This is a genomic window from Collinsella aerofaciens (genome assembly GCF_039836695.1).
GTDB classification, from domain to species: domain Bacteria; phylum Actinomycetota; class Coriobacteriia; order Coriobacteriales; family Coriobacteriaceae; genus Collinsella; species Collinsella aerofaciens_BD.
The window spans coordinates 64284-83927 of record NZ_JBDPAC010000007.1; the positions used below are offsets into that span (position 1 = coordinate 64284).

Consider the following 19644-nt stretch of genomic DNA (forward strand, 5'->3'; position numbering starts at 1 on the left):
GCGGAGCCTCCGTCCTGAGGACGCCTGCGGACAGTTGGCGGCTCAATCGCGATGCGTATGGTGGATAGCCGATCGATAAGGGTGCATCCGAAGTAGCAGCTGTTCAGGAGCTAACGCATGGCAGATAAAAATGCCGAACGAAATACAGTACTTGCGAAACATCACCAGATAGCCAACGCCATACACCTGTGGAAAGATGCTGCTCGAGGCGCGGTGCCTGCGAGGCCCGTTACAGTCGCACTGCTCGTCGCAACAGAATGAGTATCTGCTCGAAGCGCGGTCTCGGCGAAGTGCATCCCGTCATCTTCCTTTTCGGAAAAATGGTAAGCAGCCGCTCGAAGCGCGATGCCTATGAAGCTCATGTCGCTTTCCGTCAAGGGCGGGAGAAGACAAGAAACAAATTGAAGTGAGTTGCCTACGAAACCCATCGAGCAGACAAACCGCATTGATATGCAGCAAGTATCTACTCGAAGCGCTGTGCTATTGCCGCGTATGTGCTAAATAAGCTGGAGGCCGTTCCGGTAAGCGGCTGCTCGGAGTGCATTTCCTGCGAAGTATACCCCTCTCGAATTAAGGAGTCTCGGGCAAGCGGCTGCTCGAGGTGAGGTATCTATGAAGCGCATGATTCTGCAAACGCTAAAGTTGGGTATGGCGATGCTTGACGTGTCTTTTTCTCGGGCCCACGAGCACCTGCTGATTCTCTTGACAGCGGGAGGCGAGTGCTAAAAACGCGATACCTACGAAGCTCGCTGGTGAGAAGCGGGCCCATCTGGAGGGGTAAGTAGCTGCTCGAAGCGCAGTACCTGCGAGTCAGCAACCATACCGTACAGACGGTGATCCCTGGCAAGCAACTGCTTGAAGCACAGTTCCTGCGAAGTATTAAGAGATTTAAGAAAAGTGGTTTCAGCGGTAAGTAACTGCTCTAAGCGCGGTGCCTACGAAGCCCTCGCGCACTCCGGCGCTAATCAGCTCGAGGTAAGTAACTGCTAGAAGCGCGGTACCTGCGAAGCATATGGAGCGTTCCAATGGAACATAGCCCGGCAAGAAACCGCTCAAAGCTCGGTGCCCGCGAAGCGCCATCGCACGTATATTAACGAGCGCGATCGCTAAGTAGCTGCTCCGAGCACAGCACCTGTGAAATTCCCAATTCCTCCTATGGTGCAATTGTTCAGGCAAGTAGCTGCTAGAAGCGCTAGTACCTACGAAGCTAATATAGGGGAGCTTGTCAGTCCAATCGGCAAGTAACCGCTCGAAGCGCAGTGTCTGCGAAGCCGTCGAACTTACATCTATGAGCGCGATCTCGGCAAGTAACTGCTCGAAGCGCGGTACCTGCGAAGCCCATATATACCTCCTCTCTTTTCGTTAATTGGCAAGTAACTGCTCGAAGCGCGGTACCTGCGAAGCATGGTCATAAGTACCAATTCCTCGCTTTCGGGCAAGTAACTGCTCGAAGCGCGGTACCTGCGAAGCTTGATGATCGGGTAGTAGCTTGTCTGCGTAGGCAAGTAACTGCTCGAAGCGCGGTACCTGCGAAGCTGCTCGTCGGTGTTGTTCTCTGCAAGCAAAGGCAAGTAACTGCTCGAAGCGCGGTACCTGCGAAGCTCGCTCAGCAGCTTATCGAGCGCATCCTGAGGCAAGTAACTGCTCGAAGCGCGGTACCTGCGAAGCTGATGTACTCCTGCTTTGACAGGCTACTCAGGCAAGTAACTGCTCGAAGCGCGGTACCCGCGAAGCTCATGCTAAGATTCATCGACAGAGTCCTCCGGCAAGTAACTGCTCGAAGCGCGGTACCTGCGAAGCCATAAGCGACACCTCCAAAGGAAAGCATCGGGCAAGTAACTGCTCGAAGCGCGGTACCTGCGAAGCCCGTAGTAGCTGACGGGAGCAAGGAACATGGGCAAGTAACTGCTCGAAGCGCGGTACCTGCGAAGCAATACGTCCTGTATGCCCAGTAGGGCAGCCGGCAAGTAACTGCTCGAAGCGCGGTACCTGCGAAGCCCGCCGGTCCCTACAACGAGGCGGCTTCCGGGCAAGTAACTGCTCGAAGCGCGGTACCTGCGAAGCCTGTGCGGAACGGGTAGTCCCGCGCGGTGTGGCAAGTAACTGCTCGAAGCGCGGTACCTGCGAAGCCTTGAGGAGCGGCGTGTTGATGACGCTCATGGCAAGTAACTGCTCGAAGCGCGGTACCTGCGAAGCGGTGATGTGGACGTGACCTTCGCCTTCGACGGCAAGTAACTGCTCGAAGCGCGGTACCTGCGAAGCCCGTGAGTATGGGTATATTTTGCTGCAAAGGGCAAGTAACTGCTCGAAGCGCGGTACCTGCGAAGCCGGAGAATCGGCATCGGCTGGCAAGCGCCGCATAAGAGCAGCTACTGAAGCTGAAAAGTTGATTTAAAGGTAGAAAAGGTTCCGACGATTTTGGGAAACCATCTTATTTCCGCCCGGAAACAGGATGGTTATGTGAGTTCTGGAAAAACCTGACAGCTACCGGATCATCGGACAACCGGGCTGTCAAGCAATAAGCCTTATTTGAGATTTCAAGGTGCTCACACCAGTTTAACGGTTTAAGCGGTGCGGGAGAAGAGAACCCCGTCTCTGTCTATATGCCACACCGGAATCTCGGGATCGGTTGCGTTCACCTCCCGATATTCGAGGAACAGTAATTCCAGACCCTCATGCCGCGCCTTTCGGGTTTTCTCCAAAACATCAGCCGGATTGAGTTTGTCGATAAGGCCGATTACGGCAATTGACGGACTCAGACCCGTATCGCAAACGTAATCCATGAAAGAGAGGAATCTCCTGAGCAGGGTACTGCCCGGCTCACGGCGCGGTGTCAGCGAAAGCCATTTGACGAACGATTTGATATCCCGCTCCGTGTCCCCTATCGGATCCGTTCGATGCGAAGCCCCCAACTCTGCAATCAGCTCGTCGACAAACATCCTGATCTCATTTGCCTTGGTCGCCAGGGGCTCATAGGCCTCGACCTCGGCAGCCATCCTCGACGCGTAGGCGCCGACAAGCCTCCGGTCTTCGAATGGAAGCTCGATCAGGCTGTCGATAAGGAGGATGCCCTTCGGCTTGATCTTTCTCTCCCCGCGGTATAGGGCGATTCCAGGTTCCCCTTCCCCCAAAAGCGACGTGGCGCATCGCGATAGCCCGTCAAAATCATCGAAGGAAATGACCCCGAGCCCATCCGGTAAATCGATTGTCTCCCCTATCGTTTCAAGCTTGATGATCATAAGACGATAAAATCCTCTCCGGTAACAAGATGCCCCTCGTCTGACGGGCTTCCGCAAAGCGTGAGCATCGAGCAGAAGGAAATCTCGGACACCCTGAGCACCTGCACCAGCCCGGCTTCTGGAAGGTTGGCTTTGAGTCTCGCGATCGCGGCGTCGGCGTTCTTGGTGTCCACCGCCAGGCGGGTGTAGACGGAATTCTGCAGCCTCGTATAGCCGTCCCTGACAAGAAACTGCCTGAACCTTGAGTACTCGTGGCGGTCCTGCATATCGGCTACGGGGAGGTCATACATGACGATTATCCTCATGAACCTTATCCTCCCCCGCTCCTCATCAAGGCATTCCGGGCGTCGAAGTCCCATCCGCATCGCCAGTCCCTTCCATCACCCGAAGGCACCCATCTACCCAAAGGTCGATGGCGTCCGACACCCGGTAGCTCCCATGGCCATAGGGGATCCTGTCGGCGAGTGTGGACGCAAGGAGCCTCTTCACGGACGGCGTGAGCTCGCAGGGACGCTCCAGCTCGACCTTCCGGTCGATCAGTGGCCTGAACGGCTCCATGAGGTCGCAGGCGAGGTTGTAGGGGTTTGTCTTGGAATGGTGGTGGATGCCGACTTGGTTGAGATAGCCCTTCGCCGCGATCCGGCACGCTGTATGCGAGAGCAGGATGGAATAACCATAGTCGAGGGCATTGTTGGTCGCGTCCGCGTGCGGTGCTCTGACGAAAGCGGTACCGAACAGCGCCTGGAAATAGCGGCGGGCCCCGGCGGCCTCGCGCCCGGTCGAATCGTCCGCGCGGACCTCTCCCGCATAGGACGCGAGCAACTCGGCCTCCTGTTCATGGCCCGATCCTTCGAGGACGGAGGCCTGGTTATCCAGCTTGCACTCGACGATCTTCTTCCACAGCATCTTGCGCGGCCAGGCGCCCCATGACATCTGCGCGAGGACTTTGGCATTCGTATCGATCGTTGCCGCAGTTAGCGGCATCAGGATTGATGCCGGCATATGCCGGCTATCGGTGAGGATGACGCTGCAGCCCCTTGCCGCGAGCTCATCGATCAGGTAGGTCGATATGAACGCGGCCTTCCCGTCGATAACGATGCAGTCGAGCTCGTCGGCCCGTAACAGAACGGGGCGGGGGTCGCCGTCGCGGTGAACGGCGACCCACCCAGCCTCATAGCGCAGTTTCCGGGCGTTCTCTATAAAGAGCGTCTTACCCAAGAGTGGAAACCCTCTCGTGAAGGCCCGCCGCGGAGATGTCCACGATGGCGAAGCCCGCCTTGGGGTCGTTGATGATCTTATCGAAGGTCATCGAGAGTGTGCCCGCGAACGCACTGCCGCCGAGGGACCTCACGTCGGCGGTGCCCCTGATGCCGGATAGGAGCTCCACGACCTGGACCTCGGATTCCGCTACCGCTCGGACAGTCTTGGCGATATCGTCTGCTTCCGCATCGGAGAATACCTCCTCCGGCGTCTTCAGGGCGCCCAGCTTGAGCACCTTAGAGACGCGGGGGAAGTTTGCCGGGGCCAGTTCGAGAAGGCGCGCCCACAGCCGGCAGAGGACCTGGGCATCGGACTCGAGATCGCGCCTGGGGCTCGGCTGCTCGCCGTCGACCATGCGCTCGACGATCCTGAGCAGTCGGGTATCAGACGTATCGAGGGCGAGTTGGCGCACGGGGCCGGCGGTCTTCTGTCCCTTTATCCTGAAACGCTCCCCGTATGCCTCGTACACGGTCTCCTTAAGGATCCTGTCGCGCACGACGCGGATGAACCTCTCGCCTGATTCGCGGCATAGCGAGCGCGCATAGAGCTCGGTGAGCGAATCGGTGGCCTTGGACGCGATGGAAGTGGGCACTGGGGCGAACCTGAATAGGTTGCCCTTCTTGCCCTCGCTCTCGTAGATCATGAAGTAGGCGAACGTCTGGGCGGAGTAGCCGCCGAACAGGGCCGCGTCACGGTCTCCCTTCACGGGAATGAGCTTCGTCTTCGAGTCGCGCGGGGAGTAGACGGTCTGCTTCCAGAAGGCCCCGCCCTCCTCATAGGGGGCAAAAGTTACGCGTAGGTTCTTCCAGGAGCAGGCGCGGACGAGCCTCTCGCGCTCGAAATCGGAATCCCACAGCACCTCGGCCGTGTCATAGTCCACGAGGTCGCGGAAGAACCCGCCTGAGAAGAAGTCGAGTTCGGAGTCGGCACCGCCCCGGCGCTCCTGTGCCTCGATATCGCGCATGGTGCGCTCGTAGAAGGCTCTGTTGTTCGACCACATGGGCGCCCTCGTCTCGATGAACCTGCCGGTCGTGAGGGCGATCAGGGCATCGTGGGCGTGGTAGTAGCGGTTGGCCTTGCGGCTTCTCGGGATGCCCGCACGTCTCCTGACCGAACTGGCGACGCCGGCCTTAACGGGCACGACCTTGACGCCCGCGTAGGTGGCCTCGAGGACCGCGGCGATGAGCTTGCACTCCTGGCTCGTCTCGGTCAGCTGGCGCCCGACGATTGACTTCAGCATCCTCTCCGAGATCTGCGTCCTCATGAGCGCGTTGAGCTTGCGCTCGGTCATGAGGCCCACGCGGCGTAGGTGCATCCAGAACGGCGCCATCTTCCTCTGGACGGGCTGGGGCACGAGGATGGACTCCTTCTTATCAAGGCTCTCGGCGTACAAGACCAGTACCTTGTTGTCGAGTGATTCGTCCTTGCGCACCGACCTGGGCAGGATGCGGTCGACGCAGTAGTCGGCTGATGCGATGCGCGCGATATCGATGGGCCTGCCGGAGTAGAGGCTCTTTCCCGCCTGCTTGAAATAAAGGTACAGACGCTCGTTGATCTCCTTCTCGTCGAACATCCCCGGTTCGCGTAGGAGCCTGGCGGCATCCAGGTCGCGGCGCGCGTCCTCGTCAAGCGCCTTTAGAGCGGCCTCGATCTCCTGGGCGCGGCTTTGCGACCTCCTGCCCTTCAACTTGTTCGATGCGGTCCTCGTGACCTCGACGTAGACCTTAGCCGGGGCACAACCTGCCACCGAAGTCATATCCTCGATGACCTTCATGGCCTGCGACACGCCGCGTCGGAGTGCGGGGGACCCGGGCAGGGCGTCGATGCCGAGCTCTCCTGCCTTTTCAAGCGCGGCGGCGTGGATTTCTTCGATCTTTGCGCGGAAGCCGAGCTCGGTGTCGCTTAAGGCCTGCATCAGGTTCATGGACGTGCCTCGGAACCTGCCGTAGGGCGCTCCCTGCTCGAGGACGTCCATGATGCACATGTCGCCGCGCGCGGTATCGGCCCACACGCCCGTGAGCAGGCGCTCGGAGAGCTGGCCCCAGCCCTTGAGGCGCTTCGCGCAAAAGGCGTCGATCGCATCCTCGTCAAGGACGTCCCCGTATTCCTTGGCGATCTTGCGCTTCAGGATGGAGCGCTCCTCGAACACGGTATTCCAAAGGATAAGGTCCTCTGCCATGGACTTCTGGGCCGCAGTGAGTGTCTTCACGCCGAGAAGATTTGCCATCCAGGCCGATACGGACAGGCGCGACGTCATCCTCTTGGCGTCGGATACGCCCTTGACGTGGGGGTGAGCCATCGTGAAGTCGCGCGAGAGGATGTTCTCAATCCGGTTGAGGGTCATGACCGACCCGTCCGATGCGGCCTCGACCACGGCCGCCCTCATCGCGGCATCGAGCGGAAGCCAGTCCTGGCCGTCCTCGGTGTAGCGGATTCCCGCCAGCTCGTTCAGGAACCGGAAACGCTCGTAGATGAGGGAGTTCGCCGGGAGTACGTCCTCATCCACCAGATAGGTGCACTTGCCCGTCATGCGCCGGATGAAGGCCTCTGCGGCCGCATCGGTATCGATATGCTCCTCGTAGTTCCAGGGAGCCACGAAGGCGCGCTCGTGGCCGGGAAGACGGCGCGACCACGCGAACCTCGCCTTGCCGTGTGCGTCCACTGGTGCGGCCGAGGAATCCAGCGGTCCGACGTAGTACGGGATCCTCGAGGTCAGCACCTTCAGGATATGGGGGCCTGCGTCCTTGAGCCAAGGGTAGAAGCTGCCCTGCTTGTCGATGATGCGGCCCACGACCTCCGCATGGAGCTGGTAGGGAATCGCACTGTTGTCAGTGGTGTGGATGCGGCGCAGGAACCTGTGCTCACCGAGCGCGGCGACCATATCGGCGTAGGCAGGGTCCTTTACGGCATCCGTGCCCTTGAAGAGCCTCTCGACCCTCTTCTTGAACTCCTCGTAGGGAATCAAGTTGAGGTCGTAAGCCGTATAGCCCATGTTCCTCTTGGCGCCGTCGTGCTTTTTCACGAGTATCTTGTCGTACCCCCTGCGGCCGGACCTTTTCGGGCCGCCGAAGAAGTCCCTATAGAGGGCGAGGCCGTCCTCATCGGGGCCGTCTGCGGAATCCGCGCGGACGATATATTTCAGCGCGAGGTCCTTCAGGGTGCGCAGCTGGCGTCCGTACACCTCGTACTGGGCCACCTGGTTGTGCGAGAGGGTCTTGCCGGGCGCGAAGGAGAGAAGGCCCTGTAGACGCCATGCCGAGTAGAGTCCCCTCGCGGCCTCGATAGTCGGGGCGAGGCGGTCGGGGCAGTTGGCGAGGAACTCATCGAGTGCGTCGGCGTCGGACACGGAAACCTTGCCGATCTGCTCGCCTTCGAGCGCGAAGGCGTCCATGTTCGCCTTGTAGCCGGCGACGAGGTCGCCCAGCGCCTTTGCCTGCGCTCGTGCGATCTTGGCGTCGATATCGTCGCCCGTTACCGAGACGGCGCCGGACACGGCCTTCTGGAGCTCACGGGCCGTCCAGGAGCCGCCCATATCGGTAAGCGCGCCGCCGTCGAGCTCGATAGCCTCGCCGCAGGCCTCCCCCAGGGAGTCGAGCTCGCGCACGAGGGCCTCCACCTGAGCGGAGGGGTCTGAGTTGGCGGACGTCACGTCGTTGCCCTCCATGAGGAAGTGCCCGCGTCGCACGACATGGTTGGCGACAGCCCAGAAGATGAGCCTCGGGTCGCGAGGGCCGTCTGATTCCATGAGGTCGACGTCGAGGTGCGCGAGCGTGGGGTAGCCGTCCAGAAGCCCCTGCCATGCGGCAGCGGTGGGGTCTGCCGCGATATCGTCGCGCATGAGTTTATAGGACATCCGGCGCCTGACGAAGAAATCCGGGTCAACAGGCGCGATCGCCGGGGCGAACACGCGCTCCATCTCGCGCTCCCTACCCCGTGCGCGCTGGAGCCTGCGCCTCGCGGTGCGCGGCATGCGAGCCTCGGAGGCGTGGAGCGCCTCCTTGAAGCATCGTGCGCCCATAACGGGCTGGCCCTTGTGGTAGAGGACATCTCCGTACTCGTCGGTGGCCACGAACCCGATGCTCGTGCCGTCGAGGTCGATTCCGGCATACCACGGACCGTTGATATTTTTAAGTTTCCTAGCCATGAGTTCTCCTGTGTGATATAAAGGGATTGTGAGTTGCTGCTCGAAGCGCAGTACCTAAGTCGAAATACGGCTTAAAAGCCACAAACTGCCTTTACAGGCCGCCCCGTATGGGGCTTTTTCTTTATCCCGACATTCCATAGGCATCTAGAGCAGGTGCTCCATGACGGTACCGGTCGAGTCGGTGCGGAAGCGAATGCTGCCCACCGTGTTCTCGTGGATCATGTCGCCGGTCGCAACATCCACGTAGACGGCATCGCTGAGGCCGCGCGACACCTCCATCTCGGTGGCGCCAGTCTCGGAGTCGATGCGGAGCTTTCCGACCTGGTTGCGCACGTGCATCTGGCCCCTGGAGTCCAGGCAGCGCTCGACCGTACCGCTGCCGGCCTCGGTTAGGATCACGCTATTCATTTGGAAACTGTTCACAGTTACCCCTCCCCCTCTGCAAGAAGGCGTGAGGCCGGGCCTTTCCCGGCATTGGAGGGTTTTACTCAATTATAGACACGTGTGGGGACACTTGCGGCAACGATTCGGGGTATCGCCGGAAGGTCAGACTTCACAATTAGACATTGATAAATAGAGCTGTTGACCCGGAAAATATGTCAAGGCAAGCATCCTTCCTTTCAAAAAGGAAAACCCCGCCCCAGGCTGAATCTGGGACGGGGCCAAAGGGGAAGGCAAATCGAGCTTTATTACGTGAGCGAGTAGCCGTTGGTGCCGATCTTGCCGACGACATTGGTTGCCATCGTGATGACATCGCGGAGCTTGCCGGAATAAGCCGAAAGCACGGTGACAAGTGCGAGGGCAAGCAGGCCGATGAGGATGATCATCTCGGTGGAGATGACGGCACCGAACTTCTCGTTGGCAGCGCGACGGACATTGTAGGTTTTGGCCGCGAGATACGTGGCCATGGCGTTCATGGTTGCTGAATCCATGATGCACTCCTTTCGGTTGGGGGTTCGAGTCTTCAGCCCCCGTCGACACGATGGGATGGACCTCCACCCCCAAATAAGATTTTGCCCCGCGAAATGCATCAACAGAAGGTTATTTGGTGCCAAGGGGTGACAAATGGTGACATGGAAAAACGCAGATAGACCACTACGTACGCGGCCGTACAACATATGTTCGACAAGATTTAATTACCTCTTGGTCGCAGGAGCCACAATAAGCCTATCCAGCGCTGTGATAGAGTCGAGGCGGCTGACGCGAGGTTACCGACTAGTGAGAGGAACGGCGTATGGCATGCGTGCGTGTAACCGGATCGGCCGATGAGATCGAGCTCTTTGCGCGTTCCCTCGGCATGATCCCGAAGCTCCACCGCCGTCGTGACGGCATGATGGCCGGCTATTTCGAGGCGCAGGCCCCGAAGGTTGTCTGCCTGGACCTCGGGACGACGGGACCCAACCCCGTTGAAGACGAGATCGTGGCCATCGCGATCGTGGACTGGGCGGGAAATGTGCTCCATGAGGGGAAATACAGGCCAAGTCGTATGGAGCTATGGCAGGCGGCATCTGAGGTCAACGGGGTGGCCCCCGACAACCAGATAGACCTCCCCTCCTTTTTCGACGACCAGGTAAAGATTAAGGAGATCATCTGGGGCGCCGACGAAGTTATCGTCTATAACGCCCAACACGTCATGAGGTTCCTGGGACACAACGACGCTGCGCCCGCCTCTGGTGCCAGGGTCACAGACACGATGTATGAATATTGTCTATGGCTCGGCGTGACGAATCGTAACTACAATCGCTTCGCACACATTGAGCTGACTGATGCGGCCGATCATATCGGCTACGTCCGGCCGGACGGTACGAGTACAAGCCTAGCCAATGCCCTCGCCTGCGTTGCCGTCCAAAAATGGATCGAGCGCCAGCGGCGTGAAGAACAGTAGGCTCTCTGGATATCGGGCTAGTGCGACATGCCCATCGTGTTTGACGCGTCGATGATTCCGTGGATGATTGTTTCGATTTGTAACGCTGGATGATTCCACCGAGCGGCAAGACGCTCAGGGAACTCGGCCTGGAGAGGTTGTCAACATGAACGTTAACGATTTTATGGCGAAGCACGATATCACCGATGCCGACCTCGAGCGCATGGCCGCCCCCTATGAGGATGGCGGCTTCGAGCCCGAACCCGACGGAAAGGTATTCGACGGCTCACACCTCGATACGATCGGCACTCGCCGTGTGACGGTGATTCACGATGAGAAGAATACTTAGAGGGTTTGCTGTCAGATACGCTACTCCTCGTATTTGTTTCCCTTCCCGCAATTGCAATCCTCGCAGAGTGTCTGCAGATTGCTCATTACGGACTTCCCCCCGCGTGAGACGGGCTTGATATGGTCGACGTGGAGCTTCATCCCGTCCTCGCGCCCCCGTCCGCACTTGACGCACCTGAAGCCGTCACGGCGCAGCACGTCATAGCGCATCGCACGCGTGACCTTCGCGTGCTCCTCGTCATTAGCCATACGCCGGTCCTGATACTCCAGGCGACGCTTTTCTCGTTCCTTTTTCTTCTTGGACTTGCGATGCTCCTTTATAAGCATCGTCAGAATCGTCTCTGCCGCCCAAAGCACGATGGCAAACTGAATAAGTGGCATGAGCGACTGGAATATCTGGGTATAGACATCGGATGTATCCATAGCGTTCCCTTCCGTTGAAAACAGACGCTTCAAGCATAAAATCCCGCAAATGCCGCCGCTCCCCCACTTGGTACCATGAGGTGCCACTCGTCTTGGAACACTTGTTCATAGCCGCCCGCCCCACTGCCTCCGAAACGATGATTGGAACATCGAAAGATCGGACGGAGGGAGAGATATGGCCGAGGAGCTTGACCTTAGCATGCTTCCGAATTGGCTGAGGGACATGGATGACGGCCCGTCGGTAAGGCCCGGTGCAGATGATGGCGCCCGCTACGGCCTCACATGGTGCGGTAGCTTCACAGTCCACGGCCTCGGGTTCCAGGCAATGAATGGGACGACGACCGATTTCGCGATGGCTTGGCCCATCGGCAACGGGGCCTGGCAGGTATTGCAGGACGCCTACGACATCTATGACCCCGTCGCCGGGCAGGACGGCTATATCGAGACCGACGATCTTAACGACATCATGCGCGAGAACGGGTTCCGTTCCCTCAATTCATTTACTGCCGCAAAGGGCGGGGGGTGGCGCGAGAGCCTTACGCGCGCCGTCGCCGCAAGGTGGTGCAGGGAGCGATACTCGGTCCCCCTGACCTTTATCGATGGGCCCTCGGCTCTATCCAGGCTCGTCTCCTGCGCCACCGCGTTCGACCCGTATTCTGACAGGGCGCTCGTCGCCACCGCGATCGAGCGGGAGATGGTGCGCCAGGAAAACGCCTACAACATGGCCGCATACGCCAACGCACGCGTACTTAATAGCACGCAGCTTCGCTCTATCGCAGTCGTTCCGGAAAAATCGGTTGGCCATGGGATGGGAGTGGCGGCGGAAGGCCTTCGTCGCCAGCAAGGCCCGTGGGTAAACGGCCACGGACCCAAGTTCGGGCATTAGCGACAGAAGGGACATATGCATGTATGAGAAGGTATGGAGTGGAGATGTTGATGGATACGAGATATCTCTCGATTTCATTGAACATCGCGGTCTGTTTAGATACACCGCGAAAAAGGATGGCGTGCTCATAAGCGACCGCCTTTGTGCCGACCCGGTCGACGCCGGCCTCATGGATGGCCCCGGTGTCATGTATAATTTTCAAACACCCTTCGTCCCCAACGGCTCGGAAATCGAATTCGAGGGCCGTTTCGCGCCCTTCCATACACCCGAGGAGATCGCGAGCGGCACCTGGCTCTCCCCCGCCGACTGGCCGCAAGACCGCAAGAGGGCGGCGGTCGAGGAACTGGATTGCCGCATGAAACGGGTCGGGAGGTACACTTCGGGCCAAATAACGCTTGACGAGACATACTTAACCTTCGGTCTCATCGATTGCTCGAAGCGCCTGAACGCCATGTTCGGAGGTCCCGACAACTGGCCGAAACGGGCATTTGAGCTCCTGTTCACCTCTACCGGGTATAAGTGGCGCACGCTCCACAAGAGATTCTCCTACAACGACTCGTTTGGGTTTGGCCATCCGAGCGAGATTCCCCCGGAGGTTGCCGAACAGATCAGCAGGGCGGCGACGAGGCGGGGGCCGATGATAGGCTATGGTAGCGCCGTGTCCACCCTATGCAGACAATCGAACACCGAATACGGGGGCAACGCCAGCTCGTTTGAGGTCCTGCCCTTCGTTAACGCTGCCGAGTTCATAGACGAAATCCGACATTCCGACAGGATTACCGTCGACCTATATGCCGATTTCAATGGCGACGACGTGCCAATAAAGCACCTAGGTATGACAGCCGTCTCCCTTAATAGCCTTGATGCCGAGAGAATTAGGATAAGTCTGAACAGGGCCAGCGAAAAGCATGGGTACTATTGGTCGATGAGGGGCGAGGATCCCTCATCCAAGCTGAACTTATCATTCTCCACCTTCGAGCTGACTGAGTTGGTCGCGGCCATCAAGTCATGTGCCGACTGGAGCCTGTTCTTCAACCATCAGGTCCACTTCCCTGACCTCGGATATGGCCTCGACGCGAACGGCGATTCAGATCGCATCCTCCTTGCCTGCGGCATGAGCGAATGGCGCTCGGACGACGCCCAGGAGTGGATGGCCGTATCGCGATCGAAATCAGACCGCCTCTACCATATCGAGCGTATCGACGCATGGGATTCCTACGAAGGGCCCGAATTCGAGGTCACGGAATCGAGCGCCACGAAGATCTACCCGAGCGACCTCATCGACCAGATCGCGGCAGACCATAACGAGTTCAGGGAGACGGATGGTCTCCCGCCCTTCATCAACGTCCGCTATGCCGCCCAACTGGAATACCTGCGCGAAGTCTATCCCCTAAGGCAAAAGACCCCGGAGAATACGCCTAGCAACGCGGCATTGAAGGACGGGCTCGCCAGACTCGAGGAGAAGAAGGCTGAGGACAAAAAGACGCCCAGCCACAACAGGCGGCCGGGCTACTTCACCTATTGATCGAAAAAACCGGGGGAGCCGAACGCGAAGCTCCCCCGGTTCAACTTTTGCGCGGGCGACAGCTTGCAGAATGAGCCACCAGAGCCGATGTCCTTTGGATTCTGCCGCGCCCGCTATCGCCTGTCCCCCTATTTCGAGCTGACGACGCCATCGGATTGCGCCACAGACCACCTGATGTATAGGACGGTATCGCGCTTGGCCTTAATCGAGCTGGTCGATTCGCCCTGCTGGCTCACTGAAGTCAGCCAGCACATCGGGACATACCGGCGCCAGGTGCCGTCGGATGTCTTCCGGTAGACGTCTTCGGGTTTTGCCGGGGCGACGCGCTCGCCCCAGTAGACGGCCTTGTGGGCGCGGCCATCGTCACCGATGGCCGGCAGCGTGATTCCCTCGAGAGAATGGGACTCAAGCCCCTTGCCGTAATCAGGGAGATCTAGGGCACTCGCCACCTCCGGAGCGCTGTCGCTCGCGGCGGTGCGATACACGGCCCCCTCCTCGGGACGCAGCGAACCTTCCGCATATTCAATCCTGACTGTGCAGCGATTGCGGCCGTAAAGGTGGAGCTCCTCGCCCGCCTTGAGCTCCGATCCCCCATAGGGACTTGTCAGCCCCGTATCGGAAAACCAGCCCGTAAAGCCCGCACTCCGATCCTCGCCGAAATGGTCATTCAGGTTGCATCGGCTTTTCAGCGCGGCCGCGGTTGCCTCCGCGTTGGCCGAGTGGTGGCCGGGTTTGGCCGTTTCCGTGAAGACTATCGATTCGTCATCCACTCCGTCGGCGTGATAGACGACCTTTACCCCTGCGATATGGATGGGCCCGGCAGTTACGAATCCATGGAATCGGTGAACGAGCGGTGAGTCATGGTTGGCCCCCTTGCGCAGTTCAGTCGGAAATGCCTGCATGACGACACAGGAGAGATAGCGGTCCTGCATATCGGCGAATTCGTCTTCCGTGATGTTTAGAGTCCCACCGTCACGCGAGAAATCCCGCAAAACCACGGCTCCTTCCGGTTTTGGGATCAAATCGACTTGGACGCATCTCAGGTCATTCGATGCGGTGAGGTCGCCTACCCCATCAACTGTCGGCGCATCGAGTCCCGTTCCCGAGACGTAGCCCGCCGTCCAGCCGACGTTCGAGTTGAACGCCCTTACCTCGAGGTCGAAATGCAGCGAGACGTCACCGGTGAGCCAGACCTTGATGGCGCTCCAGCGCAGGAACCTCCCTCCCTCGCCCACTGGCTCCCCGTCGGCCGCGGCATCGCTCCACCCGCCGCCCTTGGCGAGCATGCTATAGCGGATCGATCCTTGCCATGGCGAGCCCTCGAGGCGAAGCGAGAGCGCCTCTATGCACATCAGCTCGGACATATTCATGCCGACATGGCGGTATGCGGCGCATTCGGGCATGTCGCCGAAGTTCGACAGGTGGCATGTTCCGATAATGGAGGCGCCTGAGCAGCCGTCGGGCACCTCGTCGGTTTCCGATTGGTACCAGCGATAGGAGAAGTGGGTCGGGGCATTGCCCCCGTTGCCCTTTTTGACATCCGACCAGTTCCTGCACGGGCTACATGTGAGAAGCGGGTCCGAGCAGGCCACGGGCTCCACGCGAGTCAGCTCGGGCTTGCCGTCGTTCAGCGTGAGCGAGCCTGTGAACTGCACTTCCTTCACGACCCATGCCGAAGCGCGGTCGCCCGCCACCCCATCCTTGTAGCCGCTATGGAAGAGGTTTAGCTTCGAAGGCTTCGCGACGGTTGCATTCGGCCTGTTCACGCATAGGCCCGAGGCATCGCTTATGATGGCCATCGCGCCGTCGCCGTACAGGGCGCCCCCCTCGGAAAACCTCTTCGTTACCCACCATGCGCTGGCCCTCGATTGGACGCCCGTGCTGTTGATTTGAAAGGGCTGGGTGCAGTTGGTATGGCTGAATTCTTTTCCGTCCCATGGCCCGCCCCATGAGGCGTTCACCGCGCGGGACCCATCGGCCACATGCGCCGGTCGCATGGTCGTGAGAAAGCCCGGGACGGGTCCCCAGTCGGATTGATAGGTGTCATCGCGGACTTTGGAGAATTCGGTGAGATACAGCTGGTTGAAATTACTGCCATATGCCTGCTGATAGATATCCGTCGCATCGGTAATCGAGGCGTCACGCACGTCCCAGTTGAGCGTGTCGTCGTCCGCGGCGTGGATGCGGCACACGATGCCCTGGATATCCTCCGTCGTGAGGTAGGTATGCTCCACGGTGGATGATAACCATCCCGTCTGGGAGTGCAGGGCGTCGACGTTCTCGTCATGGGAGACGCCCTCGACGTAGATGTTGAAGATGTTCAGGTCCGCGGCCCACCTATGGGTCACGTCTCTCGATGTGCGCCTGTACCACTTTCCCGTGTCGTGATACTGGTAGTGCTTCCATCCGGTATCGTGGCGGCCGGTGCCGACCCCAAGCTCCTCGTTGGTAAGGTTGCCGTCGAAGGTGACGATATTGTTCTCCTGCCCGTCCTCCTTGATTGCGCCGAGGTTATCATGGTCTGCCGCGAACCACAGGCGGTGGCCCCTGGGGTTGTAGTTGTCGTCCCCGCAGGCGGTCAACGGGTAGAAGGAGAGGTGGAACCACAGCTCGTTCTCGTAGTCGCATTCAACCTGGAGGTTCAGGGCATAACGAAGGATCTGGACGTAGGCGTAGCGGAAGGCGTACCACTCGGTCCATCCGTTTGCCCAGCCCATGCATTGGTTTATGGGATTCGACCTGCCCCTGCAGCAGTTGATCTTGCCGTTGAGCATCCCATAGGCGTCCCAGGCCCCTTGGCCGATCGCGGCGTTCTGCCCCCAATAGTCCCACCCGAGCGCCGTGTCGGCGCCGAGCAGGCCGAGCCCCGCCGCAACCGCCAGGGCCGCGAACAGCCCTCGTCTCGTAATGGGGGTATCCCCTAAGGATGAGCCTTCGCTCTTCCCCTCATCGTGCTTGTCGAACCTCATCTACGCACACCTCCCGTCAGGGACATGCGCGGGCTCGGGAAGGAGGCCGCACCTCCGTCCCGAGCCGTCGTTAGTTCTTTGTCGTGGCGACGCCGTCCGACTCCGCATACGCCCACAGGGCGTAGACGGTCGTGTCGCGTTCCATCTTGATTGTCGAGAGAGGCATCCCCCCCCCGCCCTATCGTGCATGTAGCCCTTGAAGACGAGGCGTCGCCACGTCCCGTCCTCGCGCTTGGCGAAGACGTCCTCGTAGCCGGCTAGCGTCACGGACTCGCCGCGGTAAAAGGCGGTGTGCCCCACGCCGCCATCGCCGATTGCCGGCAGGTCGATCTTATCGAGCCTGTGCCTCTCGGCAAGACCGGTGAAATCGGGCAGCCCGAGCGCACCGTCAACCGCATCCGCGACATCGCTCGGCTTTCTGCGGTAGACGGTCCCGGCGTCGGGCTCAACCGATCCTTCCGCGTACTCGATGCGCAGCGTGCAGCGGTTGCGCCCGTATAGCTTCAGTGCGCCCTTCCTGGGAATATCGAGGGAACCGGCTGGATCGCGCAGGGCGGCGTCCTTGAACCAGCCCGTGAATCCGGTGGCCGCGTCCTCGCCGTAGTGTGCATAGAGGTTGCAGGGGTATTTCCCGGCAGCCTCCAGCGCGGCCACGATGGGCGCGTATCGATCGCCGGGATGGACATTCCTATCGATATATACGCGATGGCCGTCATCGATGCCGTCCGCATAGTACTCGACGCTTGCCGACTCGATGAGGCAGGGCTTGGAGATTACTGTGCCGCGATAGCGGTCCGTCCATATGCGGTCGGTGTTCCCGGAAGGAAGCCGTAGCGCCAACATGGCGGCTGCGTATAGGCACCCGGAACCGAACTCCTCGGTCACCTCGACGTTCTCCTCGGCACTGAACTCCCGAACCACCCGCGCGCCCGTCGGCTTGCGGATAAGGTGGACGTTCATGCCCGAGATCTTGGTATCGGAGCTCCCGTCCGGCTCGGGACCGCATGCCGGCGCCGTCTCGAGCGTCAAGGGCTCGTCTTTTGAGTTGTGGACGTACACCGGGTCGCTCCACGCGCAGGTGCCGCCGAGCAGCTTGGTCCTGACCACGAGGTCGTACTCATCTGCGATGTCCCCGGTCAGCCACACCTTAACGCGGCTGATTATCTCGGTATCATAGTCCCCATTCGAGCACACCTTGGACCCGTCGGCGCCCTCATCCCATTCGCCGCCGGTGAAGCGCTGTGCCGCATAGTGAATCGATCCCTTGTATTTCGAATCCTGAAGACGCATCTCGAGGCTGAAGATGGAATGCCCTCCATGGGGCCAACCGATATGGCGGTGCGAGTAGGCCTCGGCCTGCTGGCCTCCCCATGTCGCGACTCGGCAGGATGCCATGATGGCGGCGTCATCGCTTGCGACCGCCGCCTCCGAGTCCGTCATGTACAGACGGAAAATCGGGTAGACGGGCAGTTCACTCTCGTTTTTTGCCCCCAGGACATATCCCGCCGGCTTGATGCTCTTAGATTCGTCCTTGAACTTGTTGTGCCACCCCAGAATCTTCAGGCTGTCGCCGACCTGGGCCTCGTCTTTGGAAAGCCCGACGTCGCCGTGGCAGACGACTTCCTCGAGAATCCATTGGGCGTTGACCTGGGTTGCCCAGAGTCCCGGGCACGCCGGATTGGACACGGCTACGCAGGTGCTGCTGTCGTCCTTGGTAACCCCCCAGGTGTCGAGCCTCTGCCCGTCCGCATCGGAGGTGATGAACCAGCATTTGTGGTCCGTCTCGTTCGTGACAGCGGGCTCATGGTGGACCCACCAGGAATTCGTGAGGTTGGTCGATTCTGGGTTACGCCAGATTTTTGCGTAACCCCGCTCCATGGTGGGAGAGGTGTGTCCGTAGTTATCCAAGCCTCGATCGAGACCGGGGCCGATCATGTTAGCGATGCAGAAGGTGAAGCATCCCAGCCCATCGGATTTATTCGGCCAGAACATCCAGTTCTGATTGACCCCGTCATAGTCATGGTAGAGGCAGGTACCGCGACCGTTCTCGTAGCGGGCGACGGGGACATTGTTCTCGTAATACCCCTGGACGAGGTCGACCCTCAGGTTCGGTGCGGTGACGGGGATGATCTTGAAGATGCCGCCCATGAGCGACAGGTCGTTTTCGATATATATCTTATCGGTCTGGACGGACATGTCCCTATCCTTCGGGGCATTCTGCGAGGAGACGATGGCCGATGAGGGCCTGACGTTGTTCTTCCAGCAATTGAAGATATCGATATGCGCATAGACGTTGTGGCCGGTCTTTGCCTGCCTGCGTCTCAGGAATGTCGACCATCCGGGACCCTCATAGAACCCGTGGTAGAGCCATCCGTAGGCATTCACATGGCGGTCCTCGCCCTCGGAGCCGTCGTTGATGAGGTTGCCGACGAAGTTGCCGACCGGCACGCCGTCGATATAGCAGGTGCCCTTGTTGTCGTCGCCGTCATCGCGCCCGAGCCAATATCCCCTCCAGGGATTGGTCGCGCAGTAGGAGGTGCAGTAGTAGAACGGACGGAAAACGATGTGGTCATAGAGCTCGTCGGACCAATCGCACTCGAATACCATCGCGAAGGCGTAGCCAAGTCGGTGGCTGTAGTCATTGTAGATATTCCAGAGGTCCCAGTTGTTCGCATAGCCGAACCAGCGATCGTTGGCGCCACGGGTCCGATCCGGATGCGTCAGGTCGCCGCTGTCTTTGCTTGGTCCGATATAGCCGGCTCCTGGCCCAAAGTCGACGGCGGCATATGCGAGCGCATCGCTCGCGCCCATCAGGCCGAGGCCGGCGGCGATGGCGAGGGCCGCGAGGAAACCGCGACGCGAGACCGGCGTGAATAACCCCGCCTCGGACCCGTCGTCATGGTGCCGTGCACTATCCCCTGCAAGTCGGATATCGGTTGCAATTTTACCGGCTGAACCAGTGGCCGCCTTTCTCCAGGAACCCATC

The 19644-nt window shown here is 59.7% G+C and carries 14 protein-coding genes and 1 CRISPR repeat array; of the genes, 5 read left to right on the forward strand and 9 right to left on the reverse strand.

Features of this window, described 5'->3' with window-relative positions; translation table 11 throughout:
* Positions 1-117 precede the first annotated feature (117 nt).
* Positions 118-261 carry a hypothetical protein gene (locus ABG996_RS05040; RefSeq protein WP_347478791.1) on the forward strand — a complete coding sequence of 48 codons (144 nt, stop codon included), beginning with the start codon at positions 118-120 and terminating at the stop codon, positions 259-261.
* 975 nt (positions 262-1236) lie between these two features.
* A CRISPR array of direct repeats spans positions 1237-2328; the repeat unit is 36 nt; unit sequence GGCAAGTAACTGCTCGAAGCGCGGTACCTGCGAAGC.
* A 236-nt stretch (positions 2329-2564) separates the two neighbouring features.
* Here ABG996_RS05040 and ABG996_RS05045 read toward each other — a convergent pair.
* From ABG996_RS05045 to ABG996_RS05070, 6 genes are all read right to left on the reverse strand, one after another.
* The gene (locus ABG996_RS05045; RefSeq protein ID WP_347478793.1) at positions 2565-3239 is read right to left on the reverse strand and encodes a hypothetical protein; all 675 of its coding nucleotides are present in this window, start codon (positions 3237-3239) and stop codon (positions 2565-2567) included.
* On the reverse strand, positions 3236-3604 hold the full coding sequence (cas2, locus tag ABG996_RS05050) for a CRISPR-associated endonuclease Cas2 (protein ID WP_347478794.1): 369 nt from the start codon (positions 3602-3604) through the stop codon (positions 3236-3238). Before cas2 ends, ABG996_RS05045 begins: the two co-directional genes overlap by 4 nt.
* Positions 3570-4457, reverse strand: coding sequence for a type II CRISPR-associated endonuclease Cas1 (gene cas1 / locus ABG996_RS05055; RefSeq protein ID WP_347478795.1), 888 nt, complete (start codon positions 4455-4457; stop codon positions 3570-3572). Before cas1 ends, cas2 begins: the two co-directional genes overlap by 35 nt.
* Positions 4450-8643 carry a type II CRISPR RNA-guided endonuclease Cas9 gene (gene cas9 / locus ABG996_RS05060; RefSeq protein WP_347478796.1) on the reverse strand — a complete coding sequence of 1398 codons (4194 nt, stop codon included), beginning with the start codon at positions 8641-8643 and terminating at the stop codon, positions 4450-4452. Before cas9 ends, cas1 begins: the two co-directional genes overlap by 8 nt.
* A gap of 144 nt (positions 8644-8787) precedes the next feature.
* On the reverse strand, positions 8788-9066 hold the full coding sequence (locus ABG996_RS05065) for a hypothetical protein (protein WP_347478797.1): 279 nt from the start codon (positions 9064-9066) through the stop codon (positions 8788-8790).
* Between the two features lie 266 nt (positions 9067-9332).
* Entirely contained in the window at positions 9333-9575 is a 243-nt protein-coding gene (locus ABG996_RS05070) for a hypothetical protein (RefSeq protein WP_347478799.1), read from the reverse strand.
* A 302-nt stretch (positions 9576-9877) separates the two neighbouring features.
* On the opposite strand from ABG996_RS05070, the gene ABG996_RS05075 reads away from it, so the two are divergent.
* Positions 9878-10528: a hypothetical protein gene (locus ABG996_RS05075; protein ID WP_347478800.1), complete on the forward strand. Its 651-nt coding sequence runs from the start codon at positions 9878-9880 to the stop codon at positions 10526-10528.
* A gap of 145 nt (positions 10529-10673) precedes the next feature.
* Positions 10674-10856 carry a hypothetical protein gene (locus ABG996_RS05080; protein WP_347478802.1) on the forward strand — a complete coding sequence of 61 codons (183 nt, stop codon included), beginning with the start codon at positions 10674-10676 and terminating at the stop codon, positions 10854-10856.
* 20 nt (positions 10857-10876) lie between these two features.
* Here ABG996_RS05080 and ABG996_RS05085 read toward each other — a convergent pair whose 3' ends face one another.
* Complete coding sequence (locus ABG996_RS05085) at positions 10877-11278, reverse strand: HNH endonuclease (RefSeq protein WP_347478804.1); 402 nt, start codon at positions 11276-11278, stop codon at positions 10877-10879.
* A gap of 175 nt (positions 11279-11453) precedes the next feature.
* Between ABG996_RS05085 and ABG996_RS05090 the strand changes: the two genes are divergently transcribed.
* Together ABG996_RS05090 and ABG996_RS05095 are read left to right on the forward strand one after the other, a co-directional pair.
* Positions 11454-12164, forward strand: coding sequence for a hypothetical protein (locus ABG996_RS05090; protein ID WP_347478806.1), 711 nt, complete (start codon positions 11454-11456; stop codon positions 12162-12164).
* 19 nt (positions 12165-12183) lie between these two features.
* Positions 12184-13689, forward strand: a complete 1506-nt coding sequence (locus ABG996_RS05095) for a hypothetical protein (RefSeq protein ID WP_347478808.1) — start codon at positions 12184-12186, stop codon at positions 13687-13689.
* Between the two features lie 128 nt (positions 13690-13817).
* Here the strand turns inward: ABG996_RS05095 and ABG996_RS05100 are convergent, their stop codons facing one another.
* A complete protein-coding gene (locus tag ABG996_RS05100; RefSeq protein WP_347478810.1) occupies positions 13818-16658 on the reverse strand; it encodes a hypothetical protein in 2841 nt (946 codons plus the stop codon).
* A complete protein-coding gene (locus ABG996_RS05105; protein WP_347483974.1) occupies positions 16659-19643 on the reverse strand; it encodes a hypothetical protein in 2985 nt (994 codons plus the stop codon). It abuts the gene before it with no gap.
* Position 19644: the final 1 nt, after the last annotated feature.